General features: G+C 54.0%; 23 protein-coding genes. 12 read left to right on the top strand and 11 right to left on the bottom strand.

What is annotated here, in order from left to right; genetic code table 11:
* The first annotated feature begins 9 nt into the window (after positions 1–9).
* Positions 10–960, top strand: coding sequence for an alpha/beta hydrolase fold domain-containing protein (locus ACW17M_RS15930; protein ID WP_457547750.1), 951 nt, complete (start codon positions 10–12; stop codon positions 958–960).
* Positions 961–973: 13 nt separating this feature from the next.
* On the opposite strand, the gene ACW17M_RS15925 is transcribed toward ACW17M_RS15930, so the two are convergent.
* A complete protein-coding gene (locus tag ACW17M_RS15925) occupies positions 974–1,474 on the bottom strand; it encodes a hypothetical protein (RefSeq protein WP_041158848.1) in 501 nt (166 codons plus the stop codon).
* Positions 1,475–1,840: 366 nt separating this feature from the next.
* Between ACW17M_RS15925 and ACW17M_RS15920 the strand changes: the two genes are divergently transcribed.
* The 4 genes from ACW17M_RS15920 (at position 1,841) to ACW17M_RS15905 (ending at position 5,951) form a co-directional block, all read left to right on the top strand.
* Positions 1,841–2,854, top strand: coding sequence for a Bug family tripartite tricarboxylate transporter substrate binding protein (locus ACW17M_RS15920; protein WP_141440736.1), 1,014 nt, complete (start codon positions 1,841–1,843; stop codon positions 2,852–2,854).
* A gap of 97 nt (positions 2,855–2,951) precedes the next feature.
* Positions 2,952–3,401, top strand: a complete 450-nt coding sequence (locus ACW17M_RS15915; protein ID WP_027958069.1) for a tripartite tricarboxylate transporter TctB family protein — start codon at positions 2,952–2,954, stop codon at positions 3,399–3,401.
* A gap of 9 nt (positions 3,402–3,410) precedes the next feature.
* Positions 3,411–4,919, top strand: coding sequence for a tripartite tricarboxylate transporter permease (locus ACW17M_RS15910; RefSeq protein WP_041158847.1), 1,509 nt, complete (start codon positions 3,411–3,413; stop codon positions 4,917–4,919).
* A 21-nt stretch (positions 4,920–4,940) separates the two neighbouring features.
* Positions 4,941–5,951 (top strand): AbrB family transcriptional regulator, encoded by a 1,011-nt coding sequence (locus ACW17M_RS15905; RefSeq protein WP_041158846.1) that lies wholly within the window; start codon positions 4,941–4,943, stop codon positions 5,949–5,951.
* On the opposite strand, the gene ACW17M_RS15900 is transcribed toward ACW17M_RS15905, so the two are convergent.
* From ACW17M_RS15900 to ACW17M_RS15875, 6 genes are all read right to left on the bottom strand, one after another.
* Entirely contained in the window at positions 5,944–7,323 is a 1,380-nt protein-coding gene (locus tag ACW17M_RS15900) for a sensor histidine kinase (protein ID WP_009287365.1), read from the bottom strand. The two genes, ACW17M_RS15905 and ACW17M_RS15900, sit on opposite strands and share 8 nt — an antisense overlap.
* Complete coding sequence (locus ACW17M_RS15895; RefSeq protein WP_009287364.1) at positions 7,316–8,002, bottom strand: response regulator transcription factor; 687 nt, start codon at positions 8,000–8,002, stop codon at positions 7,316–7,318. The genes ACW17M_RS15900 and ACW17M_RS15895 overlap by 8 nt, the downstream gene beginning before the upstream one ends.
* A 14-nt stretch (positions 8,003–8,016) precedes the next feature.
* Positions 8,017–8,712 carry a response regulator gene (locus tag ACW17M_RS15890; protein ID WP_009287363.1) on the bottom strand — a complete coding sequence of 232 codons (696 nt, stop codon included), beginning with the start codon at positions 8,710–8,712 and terminating at the stop codon, positions 8,017–8,019.
* A gap of 87 nt (positions 8,713–8,799) precedes the next feature.
* A complete protein-coding gene (locus ACW17M_RS15885; protein ID WP_009287362.1) occupies positions 8,800–10,206 on the bottom strand; it encodes an ATP-binding protein in 1,407 nt (468 codons plus the stop codon).
* A complete protein-coding gene (locus ACW17M_RS15880) occupies positions 10,206–13,331 on the bottom strand; it encodes an efflux RND transporter permease subunit (protein ID WP_141440737.1) in 3,126 nt (1,041 codons plus the stop codon). Before ACW17M_RS15880 ends, ACW17M_RS15885 begins: the two co-directional genes overlap by 1 nt.
* Positions 13,328–14,542, bottom strand: a complete 1,215-nt coding sequence (locus ACW17M_RS15875) for an efflux RND transporter periplasmic adaptor subunit (protein WP_230803726.1) — start codon at positions 14,540–14,542, stop codon at positions 13,328–13,330. The genes ACW17M_RS15880 and ACW17M_RS15875 overlap by 4 nt, the downstream gene beginning before the upstream one ends.
* 409 nt (positions 14,543–14,951) lie before the next feature.
* Between ACW17M_RS15875 and ACW17M_RS15870 the strand changes: the two genes are divergently transcribed.
* On the top strand, positions 14,952–15,542 hold the full coding sequence (locus ACW17M_RS15870; protein ID WP_022522312.1) for a TetR/AcrR family transcriptional regulator: 591 nt from the start codon (positions 14,952–14,954) through the stop codon (positions 15,540–15,542).
* 26 nt (positions 15,543–15,568) lie between these two features.
* Here ACW17M_RS15870 and ACW17M_RS15865 read toward each other — a convergent pair whose 3' ends face one another.
* The gene (locus tag ACW17M_RS15865) at positions 15,569–16,372 is read right to left on the bottom strand and encodes a helix-turn-helix domain-containing protein (RefSeq protein WP_022522313.1); all 804 of its coding nucleotides are present in this window, start codon (positions 16,370–16,372) and stop codon (positions 15,569–15,571) included.
* A gap of 108 nt (positions 16,373–16,480) precedes the next feature.
* Positions 16,481–17,491: a zinc-binding alcohol dehydrogenase family protein gene (locus ACW17M_RS15860; protein ID WP_022522314.1), complete on the bottom strand. Its 1,011-nt coding sequence runs from the start codon at positions 17,489–17,491 to the stop codon at positions 16,481–16,483.
* Positions 17,492–17,613: 122 nt separating this feature from the next.
* Between ACW17M_RS15860 and ACW17M_RS15855 the strand changes: the two genes are divergently transcribed.
* Both ACW17M_RS15855 and ACW17M_RS15850 read left to right on the top strand, forming a co-directional pair.
* A complete protein-coding gene (locus ACW17M_RS15855) occupies positions 17,614–18,498 on the top strand; it encodes a LysR family transcriptional regulator (RefSeq protein WP_009287358.1) in 885 nt (294 codons plus the stop codon).
* A gap of 117 nt (positions 18,499–18,615) precedes the next feature.
* Positions 18,616–19,500: an alpha/beta fold hydrolase gene (locus ACW17M_RS15850; protein ID WP_041158843.1), complete on the top strand. Its 885-nt coding sequence runs from the start codon at positions 18,616–18,618 to the stop codon at positions 19,498–19,500.
* A gap of 61 nt (positions 19,501–19,561) precedes the next feature.
* Here the strand turns inward: ACW17M_RS15850 and fabF are convergent, their stop codons facing one another.
* On the bottom strand, positions 19,562–20,833 hold the full coding sequence (gene fabF / locus ACW17M_RS15845) for a beta-ketoacyl-ACP synthase II (protein WP_041158842.1): 1,272 nt from the start codon (positions 20,831–20,833) through the stop codon (positions 19,562–19,564).
* A gap of 81 nt (positions 20,834–20,914) precedes the next feature.
* On the opposite strand from fabF, the gene ACW17M_RS15840 reads away from it, so the two are divergent.
* Together ACW17M_RS15840 and ACW17M_RS15835 are read left to right on the top strand one after the other, a co-directional pair.
* Positions 20,915–21,556 carry a TetR/AcrR family transcriptional regulator gene (locus ACW17M_RS15840; protein WP_027958059.1) on the top strand — a complete coding sequence of 214 codons (642 nt, stop codon included), beginning with the start codon at positions 20,915–20,917 and terminating at the stop codon, positions 21,554–21,556.
* 172 nt (positions 21,557–21,728) lie between these two features.
* Complete coding sequence (locus ACW17M_RS15835; protein ID WP_039859382.1) at positions 21,729–23,912, top strand: OsmC domain/YcaO domain-containing protein; 2,184 nt, start codon at positions 21,729–21,731, stop codon at positions 23,910–23,912.
* A gap of 79 nt (positions 23,913–23,991) precedes the next feature.
* Here the strand turns inward: ACW17M_RS15835 and ACW17M_RS15830 are convergent, their stop codons facing one another.
* The gene (locus ACW17M_RS15830) at positions 23,992–24,894 is read right to left on the bottom strand and encodes a LysR family transcriptional regulator (protein ID WP_009287355.1); all 903 of its coding nucleotides are present in this window, start codon (positions 24,892–24,894) and stop codon (positions 23,992–23,994) included.
* Between the two features lie 100 nt (positions 24,895–24,994).
* Here ACW17M_RS15830 and ACW17M_RS15825 point away from each other — a divergent pair, with 100 nt between their 5' ends.
* Positions 24,995–25,210 (top strand): DUF2798 domain-containing protein, encoded by a 216-nt coding sequence (locus ACW17M_RS15825; protein WP_022522320.1) that lies wholly within the window; start codon positions 24,995–24,997, stop codon positions 25,208–25,210.
* A 185-nt stretch (positions 25,211–25,395) separates the two neighbouring features.
* Entirely contained in the window at positions 25,396–26,859 is a 1,464-nt protein-coding gene (locus ACW17M_RS15820; protein ID WP_009287354.1) for an alanine/glycine:cation symporter family protein, read from the top strand.
* Positions 26,860–26,865 lie beyond the last annotated feature (6 nt).

Raw genomic sequence — 26,865 nt, 5'->3', positions numbered from 1 at the left:
AGAAGCATCATGTCGCGAACCGAGCAACTTCGCGTATGGCAGCAGCGTTGCGCGTTTACCTCTCTCCGCCGCGTGACTGGCCTGGGGGCCATTGCCTTAATGCTGAGTGCTTGTAGCGCTGCCCAACACGTTAGCCAGGGTGAGCCTGCAATTGAGAGCAATGCGCTGCGCGAACCCCAGCCTTTTACGCGCTTGTCACCTGCCACTTATACGCCCGAAGAGTGGCCCCAGGCGTTAACAGCTGATGTTTATCTACCCGACGACTCGCTCGGTGGGTTGCGACCTGCTGCCTTAGTTGTGCATGGAGGCGGCTGGCGTAATCGCACACCGGAAGATATGCAGGGCATCGCTGAGCGCTTAGCAGGGCAAGGCTATGTGGCGGTTAATATTGAGCACCGCTTTGCGCCGGAGTATCGCTTCCCCAGCCAACTGCACGACTTGCAACAGGCGATGGCCTGGATTCACGCCAATGCCGATAGGTGGCAGGTGGATACGAGCCGTATTGTCGGGGTGGGGTTTTCATCGGGGGCGCATTTAGTGAGTTTGCTGGCAGTGGCGGGAGTAGAGGGGCCGCTGGCTGAACCTTACGGCGGTGAGCAGAGCTGTTTGGCTGCAGTATTGGCAGGAGGACTACCTAGTGATTTGCTTAAGTTTGACGATGGACGCTTAGTCGTCGACTTTATCGGCGGTACCCGCGCTGAAGAAAACGAAGCGTATCGCCTAGCCTCTCCCGCACGGCAAATTACTCCGCAGACGCCGCCATTTTTTCTGTTCCACGGCAAGTGGGATCAACTGGTGCCGGTGGATCACGCCACGGACTTCTATCAAGCCCTGCAGGAAAATAACATCGAGAGCGAGCTGTATCTGCAGCGCTGGCGCGGCCACTTCGCCAGCTTTCTATTCCGTGGCGGCGCCATTGATGCAGGCATTGCGTTTCTTAATCGGCAGATCAATCCTTAACGGCGATACGTCATCAAGACATGGCCAATGACATCATTCCGACAACAGCATCATCATCAAGATCCAGCTGAGTGACGAGTTTGCTTAGTTGGCTCATAGCCTCTTGAAGCGAATTATTGAGGCTACTGATTTCCTGTTGCAGGGCGTCGAGTTTTGCTTGGCGTTGTTCATCGTTTAGGGACTTGTCGCGCATAACCTCTTCCAGTTCCTGCTGTTTCTCCTTTAATTTTTCTCTATATTCAACAATTCGCTTTAGTAGTTCTTTAATCTCCTGCGGGAGATTGCTTTCATCGATTTTGGTGTTCTTCGCTTCCTGTGTGTTACCAGCCTTTTCTGAAGCTGAGGCGATGCCTCTAGCCACGGGCGAAAGATCCAAATGAATGCTGGTGTTGGCTTCTTCCTGGGCGGCGTTAGAAGTGACCGGTGTAGTTGTTACCTTCTCGGCATTTAACGGCTCACTACGTAAAGGATGTGCGTCTAAAGAAGCACTCCCGGTAGGTAAAGAGATGGTCATGGCAATCTCTCGTTAGTGTTAAGGGCTATTTTAAGCAGGCGCGACCGCGGCTACACAGGCTTGCTTAGAGAAATAGGTTCAAAGCAGGCTAATAGTGTTATCGACAGCCCGAGACAATACTTTAGCTTACGCTAAGGAACACCCAGGTGACCTGGAAGTCAGTGCAATAGGGATAGCCATCATTGCTGCATGACCATTGATGCAGGCATCACGTTTCTTAATCGGCAGGTAGTTAGCAGGGGTTAGACTTTAGTTGCGTTCTTACTTTATGCAAGGTTGGTGACAGTTTCGTGGGGTAGCGTCTTAAGCACACAAGGTAAGATCTGTGTCGAAAACCAAACAAACCTATAAAAAGAGAGCCACGCTATGCTTAACACTTCCAGTGCTTCCTTATCGTTTAATATCAAATCGATACTGGTAGGGGCAACGGCCGCCATTGCCTCTTTATCAATGGCGCTTCCTGCTGTAGCTGACGACTTTCCCTCTCGGCCGCTCAATATGGTAGTAGGTTTTGGCACCGGCGGAAGTGCGGATCGTATGACCCGCATGATGTCAGGGCCTATTTCCGAAGAGCTAGGTGTACCGGTACAAGTAACTAATCGCCCCGGTGCGGGCACTCAGGTTGCTTCTAATTACGTTCTTAACGTGCCTGATGATGGTTATACCGTCTATGCCTCGACGTTTGCTCCCTACTTAACCAACTCGATCCTTACTGGTGATGCAGAGTTTAGTGTCGACGACTTTTCTTATATCAACTTCCAGTGGTTTGATTTGGATCTAATCGCTGCAAATAAAGACAGCGGTTATGAAGACCTGCCAAGCCTGCTTGAAGCGATTCGCGAAGAAAAGGGTCAAGTACGTGGCGCGGTGGTTCAAGGTTCTGCTGGTCACTTAATGGTGCGCTTGCTACTTGATGAGGCAGGCATTCCCCAAGATAACCTCAACTTGGTGACCTATAACAGCGGCGGTGAAGCCCGTTCAGCGGTAGCGGGTGGGCAGGTGGATTTCGTCTCTATTAGTGCCCAGGGCAGTGAGGGAATCCGTGAGTTCTTAACCCCGTTGGCGATCGTAAGTGATGAGCGCATTGAACAGTGGGATGCACTCCCTATCAATGAAGCGCTGGCACCGATGAATCTTGAGGTGCCCGTTCTTCAGGGCTCAATGCGCGGCTTTGCAGTGACCAGTGAAATGGAGCGCCAGCATCCTGAGCGTTTCGAGAAGATCTCCTCGGCTATTCAAAGTGCGCTTGCCCGCAAAGATGTTCAAGAGCAGCTCGAGCGCAACGAAATGGGCGGCGTTTGGGTAGGCCCAGAGCGCTCCAACGAGCTGATGCGCGAAAACTATCAGGTGTTTGAAAAGTACGCTCACCTGCTTAACTAGTTTTCACGACCAGGTTTTTCCGAACAGCTTTTCCGAACGAATCCTTCCATGATAGCTGGCCCCTCACATTAATGAGGGGCCAGTATGGGGTTTTACCATGTCTGAATGTAAACGTGACTATGGGGACTTTATCGTTCTCATGGGTCTGGCTGGCTTTACACTATGGTATTTATTAGATGCCATTCGCGTATCCGCCACACCGCAAAACCTGCTGCTTATACTGCCACTTGCCGTTATCGTGTTAGCGATTATTGCACTCGAGTTGATCCTGCGTATTAAACACGGCTCGCTGTTTCGCTCCTCTGAAGAAGAACCGCTGCATAAAACATTACCTGTTGTGGGCCTCTTCGCCGCCTATGTAATGTCGCTTGAAGCGATAGGCTTTGATATTGCCACCGTAGCGTTTCTGGCGCTTTTCCTGATCCTTAAGGGGGAGCGCAATTGGTTGTTGGTAGGTGGTTATAGCGTCGTTTTTGGGCTGAGTGTCGCGTTCTTTTTCTCGCAGATGCTGCCGTACCCGATGACACTGCTGCTGCTTCCAAGCTGAGGAGATACCATGATTGATTTTGGCGCAGTAGGGCAGAGTTTTGATCTGCTTTTTTCTAATTTTGGCCCTTGGTTGGTGGTAGTGCCAGGTATCGTGCTGGGGCTTATTTTTGGCGCAACGCCAGGCCTGCAGATATCAATGGCTATGGCCATTTTCCTGCCAATGACCATGTACATGGACTTTATTCAAGCCATGTTGTTCCTTACCGCTATTTTTACTGGCGGCTCATTTGGTGCCGGTATCCCAGCCATTCTGATGAATATTCCGGGAACCTCTTCGGCAATCGCTACCGCGTTTGATGGTTACCCCATGGCGCGAAAGGGGCAGCATAACCAGGCGTTAGGTGTCGCGTTAGCCTCCTCGGTGATTGGCGCGCTGATGGGCTACGTGGTGCTGTTCTTTATGATACAGCCGCTTTCCTACATGGTGCTGAGATTAGGACCAGCAGAGATGTTTGTAGTGATTCTCTGGGGGATGACGCTGATTGCGAGCTTAAAAGGCGAACAGGTGCTTAAAGGCTTGATTGCAGGATTTGTTGGCCTGTTAGTGGGGACGATTGGGTTTAGCGAAATTGGTTTAGCACGCGGGACGATGGGGCAAACTTACCTGTTGGACGGCGTCCCCGTCATTCCGGCCATGATGGGCATGTTTGCTGCTTCAGAGCTATTTAAGCTAGCTAATAAAGGCTTCATCGTTGAATCTGCCGATGCCCGCAAGGTCAAGGTGAGTGAGATCTTCGAAGGCTGCAGAATGGCGATGCGTTACCCTGTTGTGATGATTCGGGGTGGTTTGATTGGGGTGTTGGTAGGGGCGGTTCCTGGTGTGGGCTCCTCCGTGTCTAACCTGCTCTCTTACATAGAAACTAAGCGCCGTGATCGGGATCCCGATTCATTTGGGACAGGCAATCCGAAAGGGGTCGTGGCCTCTGAGGCGGCTAACAGCAGCTCCGAAGGGGGCTCGATGGCAACACTGCTGGCACTAGGGATTCCCGGCGGTGGCGCTACAGCGGTAATGTTAGCGGCGTTTGCTATGCATAACATCACTGGCGGCCCGCAGTTTATTCGCCAACAAACGGATGTGGTTTACGCGATTATCTTCGCTAACTTTGCCCAGGTGTTTCTACTGGTGATCATCGGCTTACTGTTTATTCCTCTCTTGGCCAATATCGTCAAAGTGCCCATGCGCTACTTGATACCTTCTGTGTTGGTGCTGGCGGTAATGGGGTCATTCGGGCTAACCGGCAATATGACTGGGCCCGCTACGGTGCTGGTGTTTGCGGTGATCGGTTGGATATTTCGCCACTATGGCTACTCCGTACCCGCTGCCGTGATCGGCATGCTACTGGGCTCGCTGGCTGAAAAATCGCTACTTCACTCCTACCAAATCAGTGGTGGCGACATCACGTACGTTTTTGAGCGCCCAGTAACGCTGGCTATTTTTGCATTACTGCTTATCTCACTATTTAGCCAGCCACTAATGAAGCGGCTTAAAGCGCGTCAAGAGGCTGCTCAACTATGATTCCTGAATTCAGAATTTGAAATGTTGAAAAGAACTGTCATTACCGTTGGCTTGGGTTTTGTGGGTGGCTGGTTTGCCACCCTTTTTTCATTGCCCTTGGCTTGGATGCTTGGTTCTCTGTTTATGGTGATGGGCTTATCACTGGTGGGGGTGAAAACAGGTGTCGATAAGCGCGTACACCGCACCGCCATCGCACTGCTAGGGCTATTTATCGGGAGTCGAATCCAAGCAGATGAGCTCGTAGGATTGGTTTTGTGGTACCCCAGTGTGCTGGCAATGCTGGTTTATATGGGACTAATGTTGATCGGCGGGTTCTGGATTTTTAACCGAGCAAGAGTAGGGCGGATGAATGCTATTTTTTGCTCGTACCCAGGGAGTATGAATTCAGCGCTGGTGCTGGCTGAACGTGCAAATGGAGATTTACGTTGGATCGCCATCTCTCACTCACTACGCTTAGTCACCGTGGTCTCGGGTGCGGCTTTCGTGGCGAGTTTTTTTGTTGATGATGTGGCGCTTGCCAGTTCGCCATCAGCGCTAGCCTTAGTCGATATTTTGCCTCTGTTATTGGCACCACTGTGTTGGTGGTTAGCGCGCTTGTTAAGAATTCCTCTGCCTGAGTTTTTAGGGCCCATGGCCGCAGGGGCCATTATTGCTAATCTTGGATTTGATTACTCCCTGCCGACCGGGGTAGTGCTTGCAGCATTTCTGGTGCTGGGGGCTTCTGTAGGCTCGCGTTTTTCAGGAACTCAGTGGTCGCAGGTAGTCAGCATGGGGCGCTATGGGATTACATTTGCCCTATTTGCGTTGGTGGTAGCGGCGCTAATGGCATGGTTGGTTTCAAGTTTTACTCAACTAGCCTTCGTTGCCGTCCTGCTTGCGTTAATTCCTGGTGGAGTAGGAGAAATGGCGGTGATCGCCATGGTGATGGGTATCGACCCAGTCTATGTTGTTTCTCACCACATACTGCGCCTACTGCTATTGATCTTTATGACCCCGCTAATGCTGCGGATAGTCAATCAGCCGCTTAAATAGCGGGGAAAGTCACCGTGACCTCAAAGCCGCCCTGGGGCCGATTCGTTAACGCCAGTCGGGCAGAGTGCGTCGTTGCAATTTGTTCCACAATGGCCAGCCCTAATCCGCTTCCAGGCGTATGTTTGTTGTGGCGGAAAAAGCGCTCCGTCAATTTGGAAAGCTGCGCTTCCTCCACGCCGGTACCCTCATCGCTAACCGTTAACGTTACTTGGCGCGTGTCAGCCGTTAGTGCAACGGTTATAACGCCTCTATAGGCCATGCTGCCACCCGCATGCACGCTGGCATTTTCGATGAGATTGGTCACCAACCAGCGCAGCATAATGGGGTCGCCCAAAATGTTAGGTATTGCTTTATGTTGATCAAAGGCGAGTTCTTGGCTTTGTTTATAAATATTAGGGGCAGTCTGGGCACAGGCATCATGGCAAATGGCGATTAAATCGACACTTTCGAGATGAGACGTATCGACTAATTCGCTGCGTGTCTTGGCGTATTTAAGCAGTTGCTTAACGGTATGACTGGCATGTTCAGCGATGCGTTGAATCTCTCGCAGGCTAGTATGAGCGGGTGATTGCGAGGGGTCTTTAAGCGACATTTCCGTTAAAGCGCGAATCTCTGAGACCGGTGTTCTAAGCTGATGCGAGACATCAGCATTGAGCTGCTGAGTGCTTTCAATACTGCGCCGCATACGCTGCATTAAATGATTAATGCTCTGGATTAGCGGCAGGATCTCTTTTGGGGCTGCATCATCCAATGCATGCAAGTCATTCGGTGAACGTTGTCGCAAGGCTTGGCTAACCGCGTTAAGAGGTGCTAACCCAAGGTGAATGGCTAAAAGTGCAATTGAAATTGCTAGTAATCCTGTAACGACCATTAATCCCGTGAGCGTTATCATGAAGTCGTTGGTAAGGGTGTGGCGGGCTTCTTTGGATTCGGCGACGACGACTTCAATGTCTACCGGTTCGCCTCCGCGCCGGAACGGAAGGGTAAGCGCAACGGCTCTTAAAGCATTGCCCGCATAATCTACATCATAAAAAATTGGCTCATGCGACGTTTGGGGTGGATCTGTCAAACCGCTAAAGCCTGCGATTATGTCCCCGTCATTTTCTTTAATGCGATAGAAAATTTTTCCTTCACCTCTGCTGCCAAGTGTACTGATGCTGAAATAGTGCATATTGATGCGTAGCTCACCATCCGCTGTGTAAATTCGACGCTCCAGTCTCTGAGCTGCATTAAGTAGCAGGTCATCAAAGGTGGCATTAATTTGGCGAGACAGCAGCAGGTGACTAGAGATCAATGCCAAGATCGCGAGGGCGGTGAAAGGCAGTCCAATCCATAAAAGCAGCCGACTGCGGATCGATTGGCGTTTATTCATAATCAGGGGCTTTCACTTCTTTAGATTCCAGGTAATAGCCCAGGCCGCGTACCGTTTTTAAGCCGAAATCGTAGCCAATTTTTTTACGAATCCGGGAGATGTAAGTTTCCACCGCAGCGTAGCTGACCGACTCATCTGAGGTAGATAGTCGGTCGATAATTTGATCCTTATTAACGAGGCGATTTTGGTTTATCAGCAGGTACTCCATGACTTCTAACTCGCGGCGATGCAACAGCAAGGGTTTGCCATCAAGCCGAAGCTCCATGGCATCAGGTAAAAACTCTAAGCGCCCACACTGCAGCGTTTCTCCGCCAAAGTGCTTGGCACGCCGCACTAACGCACGGGCACGTGCAGTAACTTCTTCCAACGAAAAAGGCTTGCATAGATAGTCGTCTGCGCCCACTTCAAGACCATGTATGCGCTGATCCAGGCTGTCGCGTGCCGAAATAATCAAGACAGGGATCGTATCCTGCTGGTGGCGTAATGTGCGTAGTAAGGAGATGCCATCCAATTCAGGCAGGCCAAGATCCAACACCAACAGGTCGTATCCGCCCTGTTCAAGCATATGGAGTGCTTTTCTGCCATCGTCGGCGACATCAATGCTAAAGGCAGCCTCGCTAAGTGTGGCTGCAATAGAGTTGGCTAAATTAACGTTGTCTTCTACTACAAGCGCCTTCATAAGCAGTCCTGTTGTTATCCCTCCGGCTGGTACTTATACCCTACGCCATAGACAGAACGGATGATCTCCAGCTCCGGAAGCGCTTCGTGGATCTTCTTGCGCAGCTTTTTGATGTGGCTGTCCACGGTGCGCTCCGAGACGATGCGGTTGTCGCGATACATGTGATCCATCAGCTGTTCGCGGCTGAAGATACGTCCTGGCGCCTGCATCATCACCCGCAGCAGTTGAAACTCTACTGCCGTCAGGCCTAAATCCTGCCCGTGGGCGAGCGCTTGCCAGCCGTCTTCGTTTAATACCACGGGGGCGTTTTGCACCTTGGTTGGGGCATCGGCGACTGCTTGGCTGCGGCGCAGCACCGCCTTCACCCGGGCGACTACTTCCCGGGGGCTGAATGGCTTGCAGATGTAGTCATCGGCACCCAGCTCTAGCCCCAGCAAGCGATCCACCTCTTCTACCTTGGCGGTGACCATAATGATCGCAATGGTCGGCCACTTTTGACGAATTTCCCGGCTTAGGGTGAGGCCATCTTTGCCTGGTAGCATGATATCGAGCAGCACCAAAGCGGGGGAGTGTTGCTCCAGCCACGGCATTACCTCATCGCCATGGCCTAAGGTCGTCACCTCAAAACCATGAGTGGTTAAGTAGTCCGTCATTAGGCGGGCAATCTTCGGTTCATCCTCAACAATCAGTAAAGAGGCAGCATCAGACATAGCGGTAGACTCGCTTAACAGTGAACGTAAAAGCAGGGCGTAACGGTTCTTGTACTATCAGTTTTGGTGACACTAATCCCGGAAATATTAATCAGCAGCCAACAGCGGAAAACGTAGCGTCCAGCGTAGCCCACCTAGCGTTGAGCTAGAGGGCGTCAGCGTTGCGCCGTGGGCATTAACCAGGGCGCTGGCAATTGAGAGTCCTAAACCGCTGCCGCCACTGGCACGGCTGCGCGAGCCTTCAACGCGATAGAGCCGCTCGGTCAAACGGGCTAATTCACCTTCCGGCACGCCTGGCGTACTGTCTTCCCAGATGACTACGGCCATTCCCTGCTGAGCGGTAAGCGTGACGCGTAGCTCTCCCGGCGGCTGGGTATAAGCGCAGCTGTTATCCAACAGGTTGTTCCACAGCTGGCGCAGGCGTTGGGCATCGCCACGAATCATAATGCCAGGCTCGATCTGTTCGGTCAGCGTTAAACCGCTTTCGACTAACCAGCGGTCGGCGTCGGACAGGCGGCTGGCAAGGCAGTCGCTAAGATCCATCGGCGCCAGCTGAATATCCAGCGCGCCAGCATCGCTTTGCGATAGCAAGCGTAAATCCGCCACTAAACGCTCTAGCTGCCCCACTTCCTGGGCGAGGGAGCTAAGGTTCTCCTGATTCAATGGACGAATCCCATCCTGCATGGCTTCGATTTCGCCGCGCAGCACCGCCAGCGGCGTGCGCAGCTCGTGGGCGGTATCAGAAACCCAGCGGGCGCGGGCATCGCGGCTGGCCTCCAGCGTTGCCGCCAATACGTTGAAGTCGCGTGCCAGGCGCGATAGCTCATCGCGACCGCGTTCAGGCAGTCGAGTGCGATAGTCGCCCTCGGTAAGCCGCAGCGTGGCGCCCGCCAGTGCCCGAGTGCGTCGCCCCAGCCACCAGGAGAGCCCGCCTGCCAGTAGCAGTGAGGCAACGCAGAGTGATATCACGATAAGCACCAAGTTACGCTGTTGGCGCTCAAGGAAGCGGCTCTCCATACGCTCCATCATTTCTCGGGGGGGCCGAAAACCCAGCGAGCCGATATCGGTATCGCCGCTGCGAAGGGTTAGCCAATGCCAACTGCCCGAACCTTCGCGCCCGCTCCTGGGGAGCACCACAAAACGGCCATCCGCTGCGCGCAGGGTGAAGTCCCGCGCCTCACCGAGTGGCGAAGGGCGGTCACTATGCTCCTGACCCAGTTCAAAGCGGACAATATACGGCCAGCGTTCCGGTGACTGCTCCAGCCATCCCCAGCTCTGCTGGGTTTCCCAGCGAGTCACGAGGCCGTCAGCCAGCAGTGTGGCACGGCGTTCCTGGGCCTGGTTGAGGTAGTCGAGAAAGCCGCGGTCAATACTGTACGAGACAGCAAGAAACATACTCGCTGAGATCGCTACATTGACGCTGAGAATAATCACGAACAGCTTGAGCCCCAGCCGAGAGGGGCGCCATTGACGTATGGCTGTGAGCAAGGCCATCAGTGGGCTCCTTCTTCTTCTTGGCTAGGGTTTTTATCTAGTGTCGGTTGGCGTGGCGCGCTGAGCCGCTCGCGAACATTCTCCATGCCTAAATAGAGGCAGGGCACCAGGATCAGCAGTATCACTGTGGCGAAAAGCATACCGAAGCCGAGCGAGATCGCCATGGGGATCATAAAGCGCGCTTGTCTGGACGTTTCCAAGATCATCGGTGCTAGACCTAGAAAGGTCGTCAGCGTGGTCATCATTATCGGGCGTAAGCGGCGGGTGGCTGCTGCCACAATGGCTTCCCGGGCGGCCATGCCCTCACGGCGTTTGCGGTTGGCGTAATCAATCAGCACCAAGGCGTCGTTAATGACCACGCCTGAGAGCGCCAGCATACCCAGCAGGCTAATGATGGATAGCCCGAAGCCCATGATCATATGTCCAGCGACGGCACCAACAATGCCAAAGGGGATCGCGGCCAGCACCAGCAGTGGTTGTAGGTAGCTTCTAAAAGGGATCGCCAGCAGTGCATAGAGCGCGGCAATCATTAACCACATGGAAGTTCTTAGCGTGGCTAAATTGTCGGCGGTATCCTGCTGACGGCCACCCATGCTGACTTCCAACCCCGGCCAGGTCGCTTCCAGACTGGGAAACTCCTCTTCCTGGAGCGTGGCGAGCACTTGATTGATGGCCACATCGCTTTCCGAGTCAGCGGTAACGGTAATAATCCGCCGCCCGTTAATGCGTTCAAGGCTGCTAGAGGCTTGGCTGATGGTAATGTCGGCCACTCGCGATAGCGGTACACTCAGCCCATCAGGTGTGCGCACCGGCATGCGGTAGAGCTCATTCAAACTGTCGCGGTTGTCGGTGGGTAAACGTACCTCAACGCTGATTTCGCTGCGCCCCACGTACTGTTCAAGGGCGGTGGCGCCCTGGAGTGGCCCGCGCAGGGCTTGGGCTAGATTATTACCCGTGAGCCCCAAGGCGCGGCCTTCGGCAGAAAGACGCATTTCTAACTGCGGTTTACCGTCACCAAGGCCGCTGTCGATATCTGTGAGGCCATAGCCGCCCAGCGTTTCCGCTAAGCGTTCGGCGGCGGCTTCCAGCACCTGAGTATCCGGGTGCGAAAGACGTAGGCTGAGTGCCGCGCCGCTACCGGGCCCGCCGACATCGGCTTCAAAACGAACCGACTGGGCGCCGAGTAAATCGCCGGTGAGATCACGCCACTCCCGGGCGATACGCGAGGGTGGCCACGCTTCCAGGCTCTCGCTGGCAATATCCAAACGCACTTCCAAACTTTCGCCATCTAAGCGGCTGCGTGAGCTGCTGAAGCTAAGTGTCTCTTCGCGCTCGCTGAGGGCATCGGCGGCGTCGAGCAACTGTTGGCTAAGCTCGCGGCTAACGTTGATATTGCTACCAATGGGCAGGGTGACCGTGGCCTGCACCTGATCCGATTCGACCCGTGGCATCAGGGAAAAGCCCAAACGCCCACTCATCGCCCAGGAGAGCGCGATCAACAGAATCGCGATGCCCAGCGAAACACTGAGCAGGCGCTGATTGAGGGCGCGTTGCAGGAACGGTTCGAACTGGTGATAAGTAAAGTGGTGCAGGCCCCCCTGAAGGCGCTGGCGCAGTGCTTCAAGGGGACGCTGCCACGCCGGGGTTTGGCGCGGTTTGCGACTATGCGCCAGGTGAGCGGGTAGAATCACCAAGGCTTCCAGCCAGGAAATCAAGAATACCGTCACCACCACTACCGGCACGGTGGCAAAAATCAGCCCCAAAAAGCCGGGTAAAAATAGCAGCGGCAGGAAGGCGACGATATTGGACAGAATCGCAAAGGTTAGCGGCGTGGCAATTTCGCTGGCACCTTTGACCGCCGCATCGCGCAGTGAGTAACCCTCTTCCCGGTAGCTGTAGATATTCTCACCAACGATAATGGCGTCATCTACCACGATCCCCAGGGCGATAATAAAGGCGAACATCGACATCATATTGAGCGAGACGCCGATCCAGGGCAGAAACAGCATGGCACCCAGGAACGCCGTTGGAATGCCCAGGGTGACCCAGAACGCCAACCGCGCTTCCAAAAATAGCGCCATGAGTACCAATACCAGCGCTAGCCCCATCCAGGCGTTTTTTAACAGCAGGCTAAGACGATCTTCGTAAACTTCTGAGCTGTCGCGGGAAATATCCAGGCTGACGCCTTCTGGCATACCTGCGCGTAGGCGCTCAAGCTCACCGTTGACCGCTTCCGAAATACTGGTCGGGGTTTGATCACCAATCTGGTAAACATCCACAGAGAGACCGGGCTGGCCGTTATAAAACTCCTCTCGGTCGGTTTCGGCAAAGCCATCGCTGACTCTGGCGATCTCGCCCAGGGTAATCGGCGCCCCCTGGGTGCTGGTCAGAATCGGCAGCTCGGCAAAGGCCTCGGCGCTGTTACGCCGCCCCTGATAGCGAATCAGCCACTCACCTTCTTCTGTTGTGAGCTGGCCGCTAGCGAGGTCAAGGGCTTCTTCGGCAATGCGGTTGGCAAGTTCCTGGTGATCGAGGCCATAGCGCTCGATGGCCTCTTCATCCAAGTGGACTTGAATCTCTCGCTCGCGGTTGCCGGATAGCTCCGCACGGGAGATGCCGGAAGTGGCTTGCAGTTCACCGCGTACATCTTCGGCCGCGTTGTGCAGTGCTTCCAGACCGACTTGGCCGTAAACCTGTAGGCTCAACACGCTGCGGGAGCGCCCCGCGAGGGTAAAGCGGGGTGGATCGGCAGCGCTGGGTAGGGTTGTGATGGCGTTCACCGCCTGCTGGATATCCTGATAGGCGCGCATCACATCCACACCATCAATCAGCGTTGCGTAGACGCTGGCGCTGCCTTCACTGGCCGTCGCGGTCAGCTCGTCGATGCCCTCTACATCGGCAATCGCGGCTTCCACCGGTAGCAGCAGGCTCTGTTCCACATCCTCCGGTGTGGCGCCAGGGTAGCTGATAGTGACTTGCACAACTTCGATGTCGAATTCAGGGAACACTTCCTTCTTAATCGCTAGCGACGCCATTAGGCCGCCGACGATAAACAGCACCATCAATAAGTTGGGGGCTACCCCGTGATCTACCATCCAAGCCAATGGGCCGCGTGGTACCTTCATGATTCATCTCCCGGTCCATCTCCTGCTTGAGCCGGGGTGTCGTTGGGGTGACGAATGCGCACTAGCTGGCCTTCTCTGGGCTGGGCCAAGCCCGCGGTGACGACCTGCTGGCCGGTTTCCAAGCCGCCACGAATCAAAGCATCATCTTCCCCGCGATAAGCCAGGGTGACCGGCGTTCGGCGTAAACGATTCTCTTCATCTACCCGCCACGCTACGTCACCCGGGCGGAGAGCCGCAGAAGGTAGTGAAATAAGCTGCTCCTGAATAGCCGGTTGAAAAGAGGCGCGCAGGACATCGCCCAGGCGCAGGGCAGGGCCGTCGGTCTCTAGGGCGAGCGGGTCGTTAACCGCAATCAACAGCTGTGCCTGCAGGCCATTCTCTTCAAGGCTGGGTAGCATTGAGACCAGGAGTCCTTCGCGTGTGGCGCCTTCGGGCCAGCCGCGGCTGGTTAACGTAACGCTGCTACCCGCTTCCAGCCACTCCGTCCACTCGCTGGGAAGCGAGGCGCGCACCCAAAACTGCTCAACGCCCACCAAGTGGACTACTTCTGTACCCTGACTGAGCAGGCTGCCGGCGCCGACCAGGCGCTCTTGCACCATGGCCCGCCAGGGAGCAGTGAGAGTGGCGCGTTCCACATTCAGAGCCGCTTGGTCGCGGGCCACTCGTGCTTGGGTGACTTGGGCCTGTGCTTGGCGCAGCTGCGGTTCGCGTAGTACCAGTGACCGCCGCTCTGCTGAGAGCTGACGACCAAAAGATTCGTACTCGCTGCGGGCGCGTTGCTGCTCCGCCTGCTCTAGCGCCAGCTGCGCTTGAGCATTGGCTAGTTGCGCCTCAGCATCTTCAAGGCTCAGTGCCAGGTCGGCTTGATCAATATAGGCCACAGGGGCTTGCTGCTCGACCACCTGACCGGGCACAACGTTATCAGCAAAACGCTCCAATTGGCCCGCTACACGGCTGGCCAGCATCGTCTCCTGCTCTGCTTCAACACGCCCAAAAGCGTACAGGTTGGGTGCCTGGGAACTGGCATTCACCGTGACGACGTCTACCACACTAGGCAGAGGCTCAGGCGGTGGGGTACGCTCTATACGCGGTGGTTGAGTAATGATCCACCAAGCAAGGGTCAATGTGGTAATAAGAATCAATAATGCGACCACAGCACCCAAACGAATGCGGCCATGTTGATTCGTAGCGTAATAGCGAGAAAGAGTCATTACCGCGCGTCATCCATTGGGAGCGAAAATTCCAGAAAAATAAGCGTATGATGCTAGGGTTTGTACGAAAAGTCGCCGAGCGAAGGCTAGATAAGGCAAAAATCAACGAAAAAAGGATCGGATTCGCGTGCGAATTTACGGGTGTAAATGAGCATTTTGATCGGACTCGCGCACGAGTTGATTTTTAACGCCGTATTGGCGAGAGCAGTCAGTTTTCGTACAAAGCCCAGCATCGCGCATTGTTAAGCAGCCATTAGTCAAAAAATGTGCAAATAACATGCAACTGCCACTTAACCAGGCTTTCTTACAGCTAGATTTTCTTACAATTGGGTTCTCTTACAAATTGGCTTTCATTCACTTGGCTTTCTCTCACTTGAAAGCAATAGACTGACTGGTCTACTTTAGGCATATGAAAAATACTGCAACGCGCGACAAATTAATCGATAGCGGCGCCCAGCTGATTAGTCAGCAAGGCTACAACGCAACGGGCATTAATGCCGTTTTAAAAACCTGCGGTGTGCCTAAAGGCTCTTTCTATCACTACTTTTCCAGCAAAGAAGATTTCGGGTTGGCGGTGATCGAGCGTTTTGCCGCCAGCTATGATGAAACGTTGATGGCGCTGCTGGAAGATAATGACACGCCGCCGCTTGAGCGTCTAAAACGTTACTTCGCGGCTGGCCGTGAGCATATGCACGAGTGCGACCACGCCACGGGCTGTTTGATTGGCAACCTTGGCCAAGAGCTTTCGGGGCAGAGCGATACCTTCCGCGATGCGCTAAATCTAGTCTTTCAGCGCTGGGAGCAGCGTTTTGTGCGCTGCCTGGAAGATGCCCAGGCGCGGGGAGATATTGCCACCCATTCGCCCCCAGAAGCGCTAGCCAGCTTTATTCTTACCGGCTGGGAAGGCGCTATTCTACGCGCCAAGACGTTGAAATCCGTCGAGCCCATGGAACACTTTGAAAAGATTCTGTTCCAGCAAGTGCTGGTGCCTTCCTCTTAACGCTTACCTACTTAAACATCCGTGCTCTAGTGACGAGCTCTGAAGTGATGCTCATCAGCGGCCACATCGTTTCGAGTGGCGGCTATTAGAGCGTCATCAAGTGAAGGGTCGTCCAGTGTTATTAAACCGCACTGTGCCAGCGCTTCGCGCAGGCTGACCTGTTCATCCAGGCGTTGATACACCACCCGCACACAGCAGGGCATGCGTTCACTGTTATCCGCCACGCCTATTTTTAAGCCGGTCAAACGCGTTACTTGGCTCTGAAAACTCGGAAACAGAATCGTCTGAGTGATTTCATGGCCGTTAAGGGTTTCGTGGTCGACCAAAAAGAGTCGATCAGCAAGCTTAACCGCGGTACCTACATAACGATTGTGACACGGGCGGGAGCCGGGCGTGGTCTGCATCCGCTCGGTGCGCTGATAGACCACGCCACCTTCCCGTGCTTCCAGGCACACCAAAGTTCGCATTAACTGCCCCGGTCGCGACATTGAGTGATAAAGCTCAAAGTAACGGCCAATATAGCGCTCCATGCCTTCGCTGCCGCGCTGAACCAGCGCGTTAGGCCAAGGCAGCGTTGCTGGGGTTGCTTCTCTATTGAGCTGGCCGGTTTGTACCAGAGCACGAAAATCATGATGGGGTAGCGCGATATCCTCAGTGGTGACGCCGAAAAAGTGGCAAATGCGCTGAAGAGCGGCGTGGCTGGGGCGGTAGCGCCCACTCAGGTAGCGGTTAAACTGAGCACGGTTGATCGTTAAACGCCGACAAACCTCTGCAATAGACGGGTAGTAGCTGCAGAGCAGGCGCAGGTTGGCCACAAAATCGTCATGCATGGGGTGACTCGATTCTCTTGGTGTCGTGGCTGCCTAATGTGATGGTTCACGCCTCAGAGTGCAACGGCCTTGTGCCAGGGCCGTCGCGCCCATTAAGCAATTTTTTGTTTAAAAACCTTCCAAGACCAGTTTGCCGATCGTGCGGTTGCTCTCAATAAGTGCGTGCGCGCGTTTTAGATTCTCAGCATTAATGGGGCCTAACACCTCGCCTAAGGTGGTTGTTAGCCTTCCATCATCGACCATGGCTGCCACTTCTGTGAGCAGATCGTGCTGCTTGGCAAGATCGTCGGTGGTGAATAACGGGCGGGTAAACATCAGCTCCCAATGCAGCGAAAGGCTTTTCACTTTGAGCTTCCGCACATCGATCAGTTCCGGGTCATCAATCAGTGCCAATTTGCCCTGAGGCTTAAGGGCTTCAACAATGGCCTCAAAGTGGTGATCGGTTTGGTTAAGGCTGATCACCATATCCACCCCGTCAAAGCCTGCCACTTTAAGCGCCTGATCAAGTGGTTGGTGGTGGTCAATCACTGCGTCCGCGCCTAGCGACTTCACCCAGGATTGGCTTTCGGGCCGAGACGCCGTACCAATAACAGTAATATCGGTGAGCTGTTTGGCAAGTTGCACAAGGATTGAGCCCACGCCCCCCGCTGCGCCAATCACCAACAGGCTTTTGCCTTGGGTATCGCGCATGCCCAGCTCTAGCCGGTCAAACAGCAGTTCCCAAGCGGTAATGGCGGTTAATGGAAGCGCAGCGGCTTCAGTGTCAGAAAGGCTTTTTGGCGCTAGGCTGGCGATGCGCTCATCGACCAGTTGAAACTCGGCGTTAGAGCCTTGGCGAGCAACGTTACCCGCATACCACACCCGGTCACCTGGCTGAAAACGCGTAACGGCGCTGCCAACGGCATCCACAATGCCCACAGCATCGTACCCAAGTACGCGCGGCTCGCCGGTTTTCGGCAAGGCGCTGTTGCGCACTTTGGCATCAACGGGGTTTACGGAAATGGCGCTAACCGCAACACGAATATCGTGGGCTTCTGGTGTTGGGATCGGTAACTCAATCTCTTGAAGTGCATCAGGATGATCAATAGGCAGACTTTGGGTAAAGGCAATCGCTTTCATAATGGGGAGTCTCGTGAGTTGTCGTTGCGCCATCATGCCTGGATGTTGTTTTGCTAAAAAGAGGGGTAATCTTGCTAACAGTTTCTAATAAATTTTGAAGATAGCAGGCGCCAGGGGGTCTAATGCGTGTCGATGATCTAAAAGTGCTGACCTATGCCGCCGAGTACGGCAGCCTTTCTGCCGCTGCGCGGGAGTTAGCGATTACTCCAGCGGTGGCCAGTGTGGCCATCAAACGTTTGGAAGACGCGCTAGGCACACGGCTATTGGTGCGCTCTACCCGCAGTTTGCGGCTAACCACCGCGGGCGCACACTACCTTGTGCACGCTAAAGCGGCGCTCAATGCTCTAAACCAAGGCGAGAAAGAACTTCACCGCGAGCGCCAAGAGATCGCTGGAGAGCTCAGTCTTGCCATGCCTTCCGACCTGGGTCGCAATGTGCTGCTGGGCTGGTTGGACACCTTTATGGCCCAGCACCCGCAGTTGCATTTACGCCTGCGAGTAAGTGACCGCGTGAGTGACCTGTTCCGCCAACCCGTAGAAATCGCCCTGCGATACGGCGTTCCGGAAGACTCCAGCCTCGTCGCATTGCCGCTTAAAAGCGATAACTATCGCGTGGTATGTGCCTCTCCAGACTATATTACGCGTCATGGCAGTCCTGCTTACCCCGACGATTTACACCAGCACAACTGTCTGTGTTTCGTGCTTGGCGAACGTGTTCATAACCAGTGGAAGTTCGGGAGTGACAACATCAACGTAAAAGGCAATCGGGTGAGCGACGATGCCGATTGTGTGCGGCGCTGGGCATTGGCTGGCGAGGGCATTGCTTACAAGTCACGGCTAGACGTTGAAGAAGATCTTCGCAATGGTCGCCTAGTGGCAATGCTGGAGGAGTTTCCCTGCGAGCCAACGCCGCTTTACCTTGTGTGCCCTCATCGCCTTTCATTGACGCCTGCCGTGATAGCGTTAAAAGACTTTCTTATTCAGCAGTTAAAAGGTTACAGCCGCTAGCGACTGAGGTCAGGGTTTAACATCAACTTGTATTGCGAATCACTGATATAGGCGTTTATAAAAGGGTTACGCGATTACGTTGTGTTAGTTACATTGCCAGCAGACCAGGAGAACACCATGTTTCATGGGTTTGAAAAACAAACGCGCCACGTTAATGGCGTCGAGATCGCTTTTCGAATGGGTGGCAGAGGCCCGGCACTGCTACTGCTTCATGGCCACCCTCAGACCCACGGGATTTGGCACAAAGTGGCAGAAGAACTTGCCCCATATTTCACCATTATCGCCGCGGATCTGCGCGGATACGGTGACAGCAGTAAACCCGACGATGATCCTGAGCATCTAAATTACTCCAAGCGCGCTATGGCGCAGGATATGGCTGAGCTAATGAGCGCGCTGGGTTTCGAGCGTTTTAAAGTGCTGGCCCATGATCGCGGCGCGCGGGTCGCCCACCGTTTAGGGGTTGACCACGCTGAACGCGTAGAGCGCATGGTGCTATTGGATATCGCCCCGACGCTTGCCATGTATCGCGGCACCAACGAGGCCTTTGCACGCAGTTACTGGCACTGGTTCTTCTTGATTCGGCCTCAGCCGCTGCCGGAAATGCTGATCCAGAGCGATCCCGCCCAATATCTGAAAAGCGTAATGGGTGCCCGCAGTGCCGGTATGGCGCCTTTCTCCTCAGAAGCCCTGGCCGAATATGAGCGCTGCTTGTCGCTCCCCGGTACCGCCACCGGCATTTGCGGCGACTACCGCGCCAGCGCCACGATTGATTTAGCGCACGATCAGGCAGATATCGACGCGGGTGTAAAACTCACCTGCCCGATAAAAGTGATGTGGGGCGCTGAAGGCGCTATTGAAGCCTGCTTCGATGCTTTAAGCGAGTGGCAAAAAGTCGCCACCGATGTAGACGGCAAAGCGCTGCCTTGCGGCCACTACATCGCTGAGGAAGTTCCCGAAATGCTGCTTGAGGAAGCGCTGTCGTTTCTATGCAAGAAAGGGTGACAATAGTGTTTAGATAAACCGATCATAGCCTGGCGGCAGATCGGTTTATTTATTTCCGTCTTTAACGCTCGATACTGCTAACAATAAGCGCCGCATTGACGCCACCAAAACCGAATCCGTTGCACAATACATGCTTAGTGACGTGCTTCTGATGAGTCGCCGTGACGAAGGTTAAATCCTGCATATCATCATCGCAGTGCTCAAGATTGATGGTAGGCGGAAGTTGCTGCGTATTGGCTGCCAATACAGAAAAAATACTCTCTATGCCCCCTGCTGCGCCTAAGAGATGGCCTGTGGCGGCTTTGGTTGCCGAAATAGGAATGGCGGGCAAGCGCTCACCGAATACATTACGCAATGAGGCAATTTCAGCCCGGTCGCCAACGGGCGTCGAGGTAGCGTGGGCATTGATATGGTCAATAGCATCAGTGGTAAGGTTCGCCATGCCTAGCGCCGCTTGAATCGCTGCCGCTGCGCCGGCCCCATCCTTTGGGCCTGCCGTTAGATGATAGGCATCTGCGCTGGTGCCGTAGCCGCTAATCACCGCTAACGGCGTTGCACCCCGCGCGACCGCATGCTCAAGCGTTTCGATCACCATAACGCCAGCGCCTTCTCCCATCACAAAACCGTTACGGGCTTTATCAAAGGGTCTGGACGCGCGTTCAGGGTTGTCTGCTTCTGTGGAAACGGCCTTTAGAGCGTTAAAGCTGGCCAGTGAAAGCGGGTCAATACATGCCTCGGCGCCGCCGACGAGGGCTACATCGGCTTCTCCATTGCGTATGATGCGCATACCGTCACCAATGGCCTGTAGACCTGCCGCGCAAGCTGTAACCGGGCACCCCAGTGGGCCTTGAAAGCCATAGCGAATGGACAGATTGCCAGCCGCCAAATTGGCTAGAAAGGCGGGCACTGTGAAGGGGGAGAGTTTGCGATAGCCGCGCTCGGCAAGGTTTTTTTGGGCTTGCGTAATGGTCGGGAAACCGCCAATGCCAGAACCAATAATGGTGGCCGTTCTGCGTTTTTGAGCCTGCTCAGCGGGGAACCAGTTGGCCTGTGACAGTGCCTCATGGGCTGCTGCTAACGCGTAAAGGCTGAACAAGTCCATTTTGCGCTGCTCTTTGGGGTCAGCTATCTCATTCAGGTCAATACCGCCGCTGGGGTCTTGGTTAATGCTAGGCACCACCCCAGCAATTTTGATCGGGATATTGCTGGTGTCAAAGCGGTCAATGGTGCTGATGCCAGACTGGCCGTCAACCAGTCGCTGCCAACTTTTATTGACGCTGTTGCCTAGCGGGCTGACCATACCCATGCCGGTAATCACGATAGGTGAGTGCATAGTGGCTCCTAATTTATTGATATGGTCACCCTAGCAATGGGCACTATATGATCAAGATAATATTTAGCTGACGAGGTAGATATGCCTTATCCCAAGAGCCATAAATCGAAAACCAAAGAGCGCATTTTGGCTTCGGCGACAGAGCTATTCAGCCGTAATGGGTTTCAAAAGGTATCGATTGGCCAGATCATGAAGCTAGCCAAGATGACGCATGGCGCTTTTTACGCCCATTTCGCTTCCAAAGAGGCCCTTTACAATGAGTCTGTTCGCCTAACCATTGATAACAGCCGGGCGGCCAGGCTGGTAAAAGGCCCACTTTCGTTACAACATCTAACCGAATTAGTCGCCAACTACTGCAATCTCCAAGAGTTGGAAGCTAAGCATAAGCCGGGGCCTGAAGCGGTACTGTTCAACGAAATAGGCAGTGAAAAAGCCGAAATCCGCACCTTGTTTGAAGCGTCATATATGAGTATGAAAAAGATGCTTGAAACGCGATTGATAGCGCTGAGTAAGCTGAAACAACTTCCCTTTGCCGATGACCGCAAAGCGATTGCTGATAAATCCCGGGTCATATTGGCCTCCCTGGTAGGGGCCGTCGCCATTGCCAAAAGTTTGCCGGGGGAGGTGGAGCGAAAGCAGGTGTTGGTAGCCACACAACGCCAGATTTTGCTGATGCTCGGGGTCAGCGAAGCTGAGGCGGAGCGTATGATGCAAGCTCAATAGTTCGTGAAGAGAACCCCGAGTTGCTGCTGTAGTAAGAACAACCATTTTTGCACGACATGTGGTAGATGATTTGGGAGACTGACCAAGACGAAGCGGGTAAAAAACTGGATAATGGGCCGCAATTCGCCTACTGCCTACTGCTAGGCAAACTCATTGCTCCGGATGCCCGCTCATGGAAATCAAAGTTAACTATCTCGACAACCTCCGCTTGGAGGCTAAGTTCGACGATTTTACGGTTATCTCCGACCAGCCGATTCGCTACAAAGGTGACGGCTCGGCACCGGGGCCGTTTGACTACTTTCTGGCATCGTCTGCCATGTGTGCGGCCTACTTTGTAAAGGTGTACTGCAACGCCCGCGATATCCCTACCGAAAATATTCGCCTGTCACAAAACAACATCGTCGACCCGGAAGACCGTTATAAGCAGATTTTCAAAATTCAGGTCGAGTTGCCGGAAGATATTTCTGAAAAAGATCGCCAGGGCATTCTGCGCTCCATCGACCGCTGCACGGTTAAGAAGGTGGTGCAAACCGGCCCTGATTTCCAGATCGAGACGGTAGAAAACATCGACGAGGACGCCCAGGCGCTGCTGATGGGCGCACCGGAAGGCGGCAGTACCTACATCGAGGGTAAAGACCTGCCGCTGGAGCAGACCATTGCCAATATGAGCGCGATACTGGCCAACCTAGGCATGAAGATCGAAATCGCCTCCTGGCGTAATATCGTGCCTCATGTTTGGTCACTGCATATTCGCGATGCGGCCTCCCCCATGTGCTTTACCAACGGCAAAGGCGCGACCAAAGAGAGTGCGCTGTGTTCGGCGTTGGGCGAGTTTATCGAACGTCTGAGCTGCAACTTCTTCTATAACGACCAGTTCTTTGGCGAAGAGATGGCGGGCAGCGCCTTTGTTCACTACCCCAATGAGAAGTGGTTCAAGCCAGGGCCGAATGACGAGCTCCCCGAAGGGATTCTCGATGAACACTGCCTTGATATCTACAACCCCGAAGGCGAGCTGTGCGGCTCGAATCTGATTGATACCAACTCTGGCCGCGAAGACCGGGGCATTGTCTCACTGCCGTTTGTGCGCCAAAGCGACGGTGAAACGATCTATTTCCCCTCCAATTTGATCGAAAACCTGTTCCTGAGTAACGGCATGAGTGCGGGCAACACTCTGGTGGAAGCCCAGGTGCAGTGTCTGTCGGAAATTTTCGAACGGGCAGTGAAGCGTGAAATCCTTGAGCAGGAGCTAACCCTGCCGGATGTACCGCAGGAAGTGTTAGCAAAGTACCCAAGCATAGTAGAGGGTATTAACGCTCTGGAAGCCCAGGGGTTCCCAGTGTTGGTCAAAGATGCCTCCATGGGCGGGCAGTTCCCGGTGATGTGCGTCACCTTGATGAACCCGCGCACCGGCGGCGTGTTTGCCTCCTTTGGCGCCCATCCAAGCTTTGAAGTGGCGCTGGAGCGCAGCCTGACCGAGCTGTTGCAGGGCCGCAGTTTCGAAGGCCTGAACGATCTGCCGCTACCGACGTTTAATTCGCAGACGGTTTCCGAGCCCAATAACTTCGTTGAGCACTTTATCGACTCGGTAGGTGTGGTCTCCTGGCGCTTCTTTAGCGCCAAGCCCGATTTTGAATTCAGTGAGTGGGATTTCTCCGGCAGCAACCAAGAAGAGGCCGACACGCTGTTTGGTATCTTTGAAGAGCTAGATGCCGAAGTGTACATGGCGGTACACGAAGACTTGGGCGCACCGGTGTGCCGTATTCTGGTGCCGGGCTACTCGGAGGTATATCCCATCGAGGACTTGATCTGGGATAACACCAATAAGGCGTTGGATTACCGTGAAGATATTCTCAATCTGCACCACCTGGATGACGATCAACTCACCGACCTAGTCGAGCGGCTGGAAGAGAGCCAGATGGATGACCACGCCGATATCATTACGCTGATTGGTATTGAGTTTGATGAAAACACCGAGTGGGGACAGCTGACGATTCTGGAACTGAAGCTGTTGGTCTACCTGGCGCTTGGCCGTCACGAAGAAGCGCTGGACTGTGTTCAGATGTTCCTGCAGTACAACGACAATACCGTCGAGCGCGGCCTGTTCTACCAGGCGGTGAACGCGGTGCTGGAAATTGTGTTGGATGACGAGCTGGCGCTTGAAGATTATCTGCATAACTTCCAGCGCATGTTCGGCGAAGCCACCATGGTGGCGGTGGTTGGTTCAGTGAGTGGCGAGGTGCGTTTCCACGGCCTAACGCCCACTAACATGCAGTTAGAAGGCCTAGAGCGCCACCAGCGCTTGATTGAAAGCTATAAAAAGCTCCACGCTGCTCGGGCGGCAAAAGCGGGCATCTAAGCATTATCCAAAAATGATGATCGTTAACTGCTGGCGTTACGGCGCCAGTAGAGAAGCCAGTTTGCTCCGTACAGTCGGTCTAATCAGCAGAGTGGAACCAGGATTGGTGACTGAGGAATTCGATTAACTCGCTGCGAAACAGCTTGGCCCGCGCTGAAAGGCTTCGCCGGTAGGGCCATACCAGGAAAATTTCCCTGTTGAGCCCCTGCCACTCAGGCAGTACTCGGATTAACTCCCCCGTTTGTAGGCTGTTGGCCACCATGCTGGTAGGCATCAAGGAAACGCCGGCGCCCGATTGGGTGAGATTCAGCACAATACTCATGTCGTTACTGATGTGAAAATGGCTTTTGCGGCAAGTGTACTGACTGCCTTCCCTGTGCGTGAGATGCCAGTCGCTAAACATTTTGGCGGCCACGCTGGGGCACGCTTCTAACTCATCAATCTTACTGGGAAGAGGATGCATCATGGTGGGTGATGCCACCAATATGATCTCTATATAGCCCAGGTATTTCTGGATCAGCGTATCGTCTTTTTGTGGCCCAGAGCGTAGTGCAATATCCGCTTGTTGGCCGCGAATGTCGGCTACGTTGTTGTCCAGCTCGATGGTCAGCGAAATCTCAGGGTAGCGATGGATAAAGTGACGCCAAAATGCATCTAGCGGCCCGCTGCCCAAATTGACCGGCGCCATAATTTTCAACGGCCCGCTTAGGCTATGCAGCGTTTGATCCAGATCCAAAATGCGCTGATCTAGTGCGAGCACCAATTCCTCACATTCGCGGTAGTAGGATTCGCCGTGAGGCGTCAACGTCAACCCCTTGGTTGAGCGATAGAGCAACTCAACGCCTAGCGTGGCTTCTAATGCGCTTATACGCCTCGACACGGTGGCAATAGTCATCTTCAACGATGCCGCCGCAGCCGTGAGACTGCGTTGATTAGCGGCCACGATAAAGATATTTAGGTCATCTAACGAGGGTTTTCGCATTTTGCAATTCTGTAAAATTGATTCTCATATATTGGCATATATTACCGTTATAGATGTTTGTTAATCTACCTGCACTTATACATCATCCTTAGGTACTCTCATGAAACATAGAATTATCTTCGCTATTCTCATGTCGTTTACGCTATCGCTAATTATGTCTGCCTGGGTGACCTACGTGAATATCGGCATGCATGCTGATTTTGTTGGCATCTGGATGCACGCTTGGTTTCTTGCCTGGCCAGCCGCTGGGATCATTGCGTTTATCAGCGGCCCCTTTATCCATAAGTTAGCCCACCGCATTGCCGAGAAGGTCTGACGGCTTGCCTGATGCACTATGGTGCACCCACTGATGCAGCGAGTGCACACAACTGCACCGCTGCGCCAAATTTAATCCTGCCCCACACTTGGTAAAACGTTCTCCGCGGCGCGAATTCCACAAGCGCGATAACAAACGACGCGAATTCAAACATAACGCTAATACAAAAACGCGGAGAGAATCACATGCTCGATATGCTCAATGACCTCCTGTGGGGGAAGGTTCTACTAGTGCTGCTGGTGGGCGTTGGCATCGGTTTTACCGTTGCGTCCCGCTTTGTGCAGTTTCGTTATTTCGGTGAGATGTTTCGCATCCTCGGTTCCGGCCAAGCCTTTAAGCGCAATAAACACGGCCATTTAAGCTCGTTTCAGGCGCTGGTGCTCTCAGTGGCTGGGCGCGTTGGTGGTGGCAACATCGCCGGCGTAGCGGTTGCGATTACCTTGGGTGGCCCAGGGGCGATTTTTTGGATGTGGTTGGTGGGCTTAATGGGTATGGCCACCAGCTTTTTGGAATGCACCCTGGCACAGACCTATAAAGAAGCCGAAGGTGACGGCACCTATCGCGGCGGCCCCGCGTACTACATTGTTAAAGGGCTGGGTAAGCAGTGGCGCTGGCTGGCAGCGTTCTACTCGGTACTGCTGCTGTTGACCTTCGGTTTTGCCTTTACCGCACTGCAATCCTATGCGGTGGCAACCTCTTTCGGCGATGCTTTTGGCGTACCGGTGTTGTATAGCGGCATTGCTCTGGCGATGTTGGTAGGGCTGATTATTTTCGGCGGTATTAAGCGTATTGCACGTATTTCCGAGGTTTTGGTGCCCTTTATGGCGGTGAGCTATATCGCCATTGCGCTGCTGGTCATCGCCATGAATATTACGGAAATACCTGGCGTGATTGTGCTGATTGTAAAGAGCGCTTTCGGCCTTGAACCACTGATTGGTGGCGGTATTGGCGCGGCAATTATGATGGGCCTGAAGCGTGGCCTGTTCTCTAATGAAGCGGGCTTGGGTAGTGCGCCAAACGTCGCGGCGGTGGCCTATGTGCCGCACCCTGCCAACCAGGGCATCGTGCAGGCGTTTTCGGTATTTATCGATACCGTGATTATCTGTTCCGCCACGGCGTTTGTGATTCTGCTCAGCGGTGCTTATGACCCGACCGTAGGTGCTGGTGTTGAAGGCATCGCCCTGACCCAGGCAGCGCTGGCCGACCATGTGGGCGAATGGGGCCGCACTTTTGTCAGTTTGGCACTGTTGCTGTTTGCGTTTAGCACCATTCTCTACAACTACTACTTGGGTGAGAACAGCCTCAACTTCTTTAGCCGCGACAACCAGAACCTGTTTAACGCCTTCCGCGTCGCCATCGTGCTGTTGGTTTGCTGGGGCGCGACCACTGATTTGGGCACCGTGTTTGGCTTTGCGGATGTCACCATGGGGCTGCTCGCCGTGGTCAACCTGATTGCGCTGATCATGCTGTTTAAGTGCGGCCTGCGCATTTTGAAAGACTTCGATGGTCAGCGTCGGCAGGGCATCAAACAGCCGATTTTTGACGCTAACCAGCATCCGGATCTTGACCTGGATCCAAAAGCCTGGGAGCTAGAGCCTGAAGAGGCCGAAGCGTTAAAGCAGCGCCTGGAAGGCGCGCCTGCGAAGTAAGTATTT

The sequence above is a fragment of the Vreelandella sp. 2A-K22 genome, from assembly GCF_054065485.1.
This window is presented reverse-complemented; position numbering and strand designations above follow the sequence as displayed.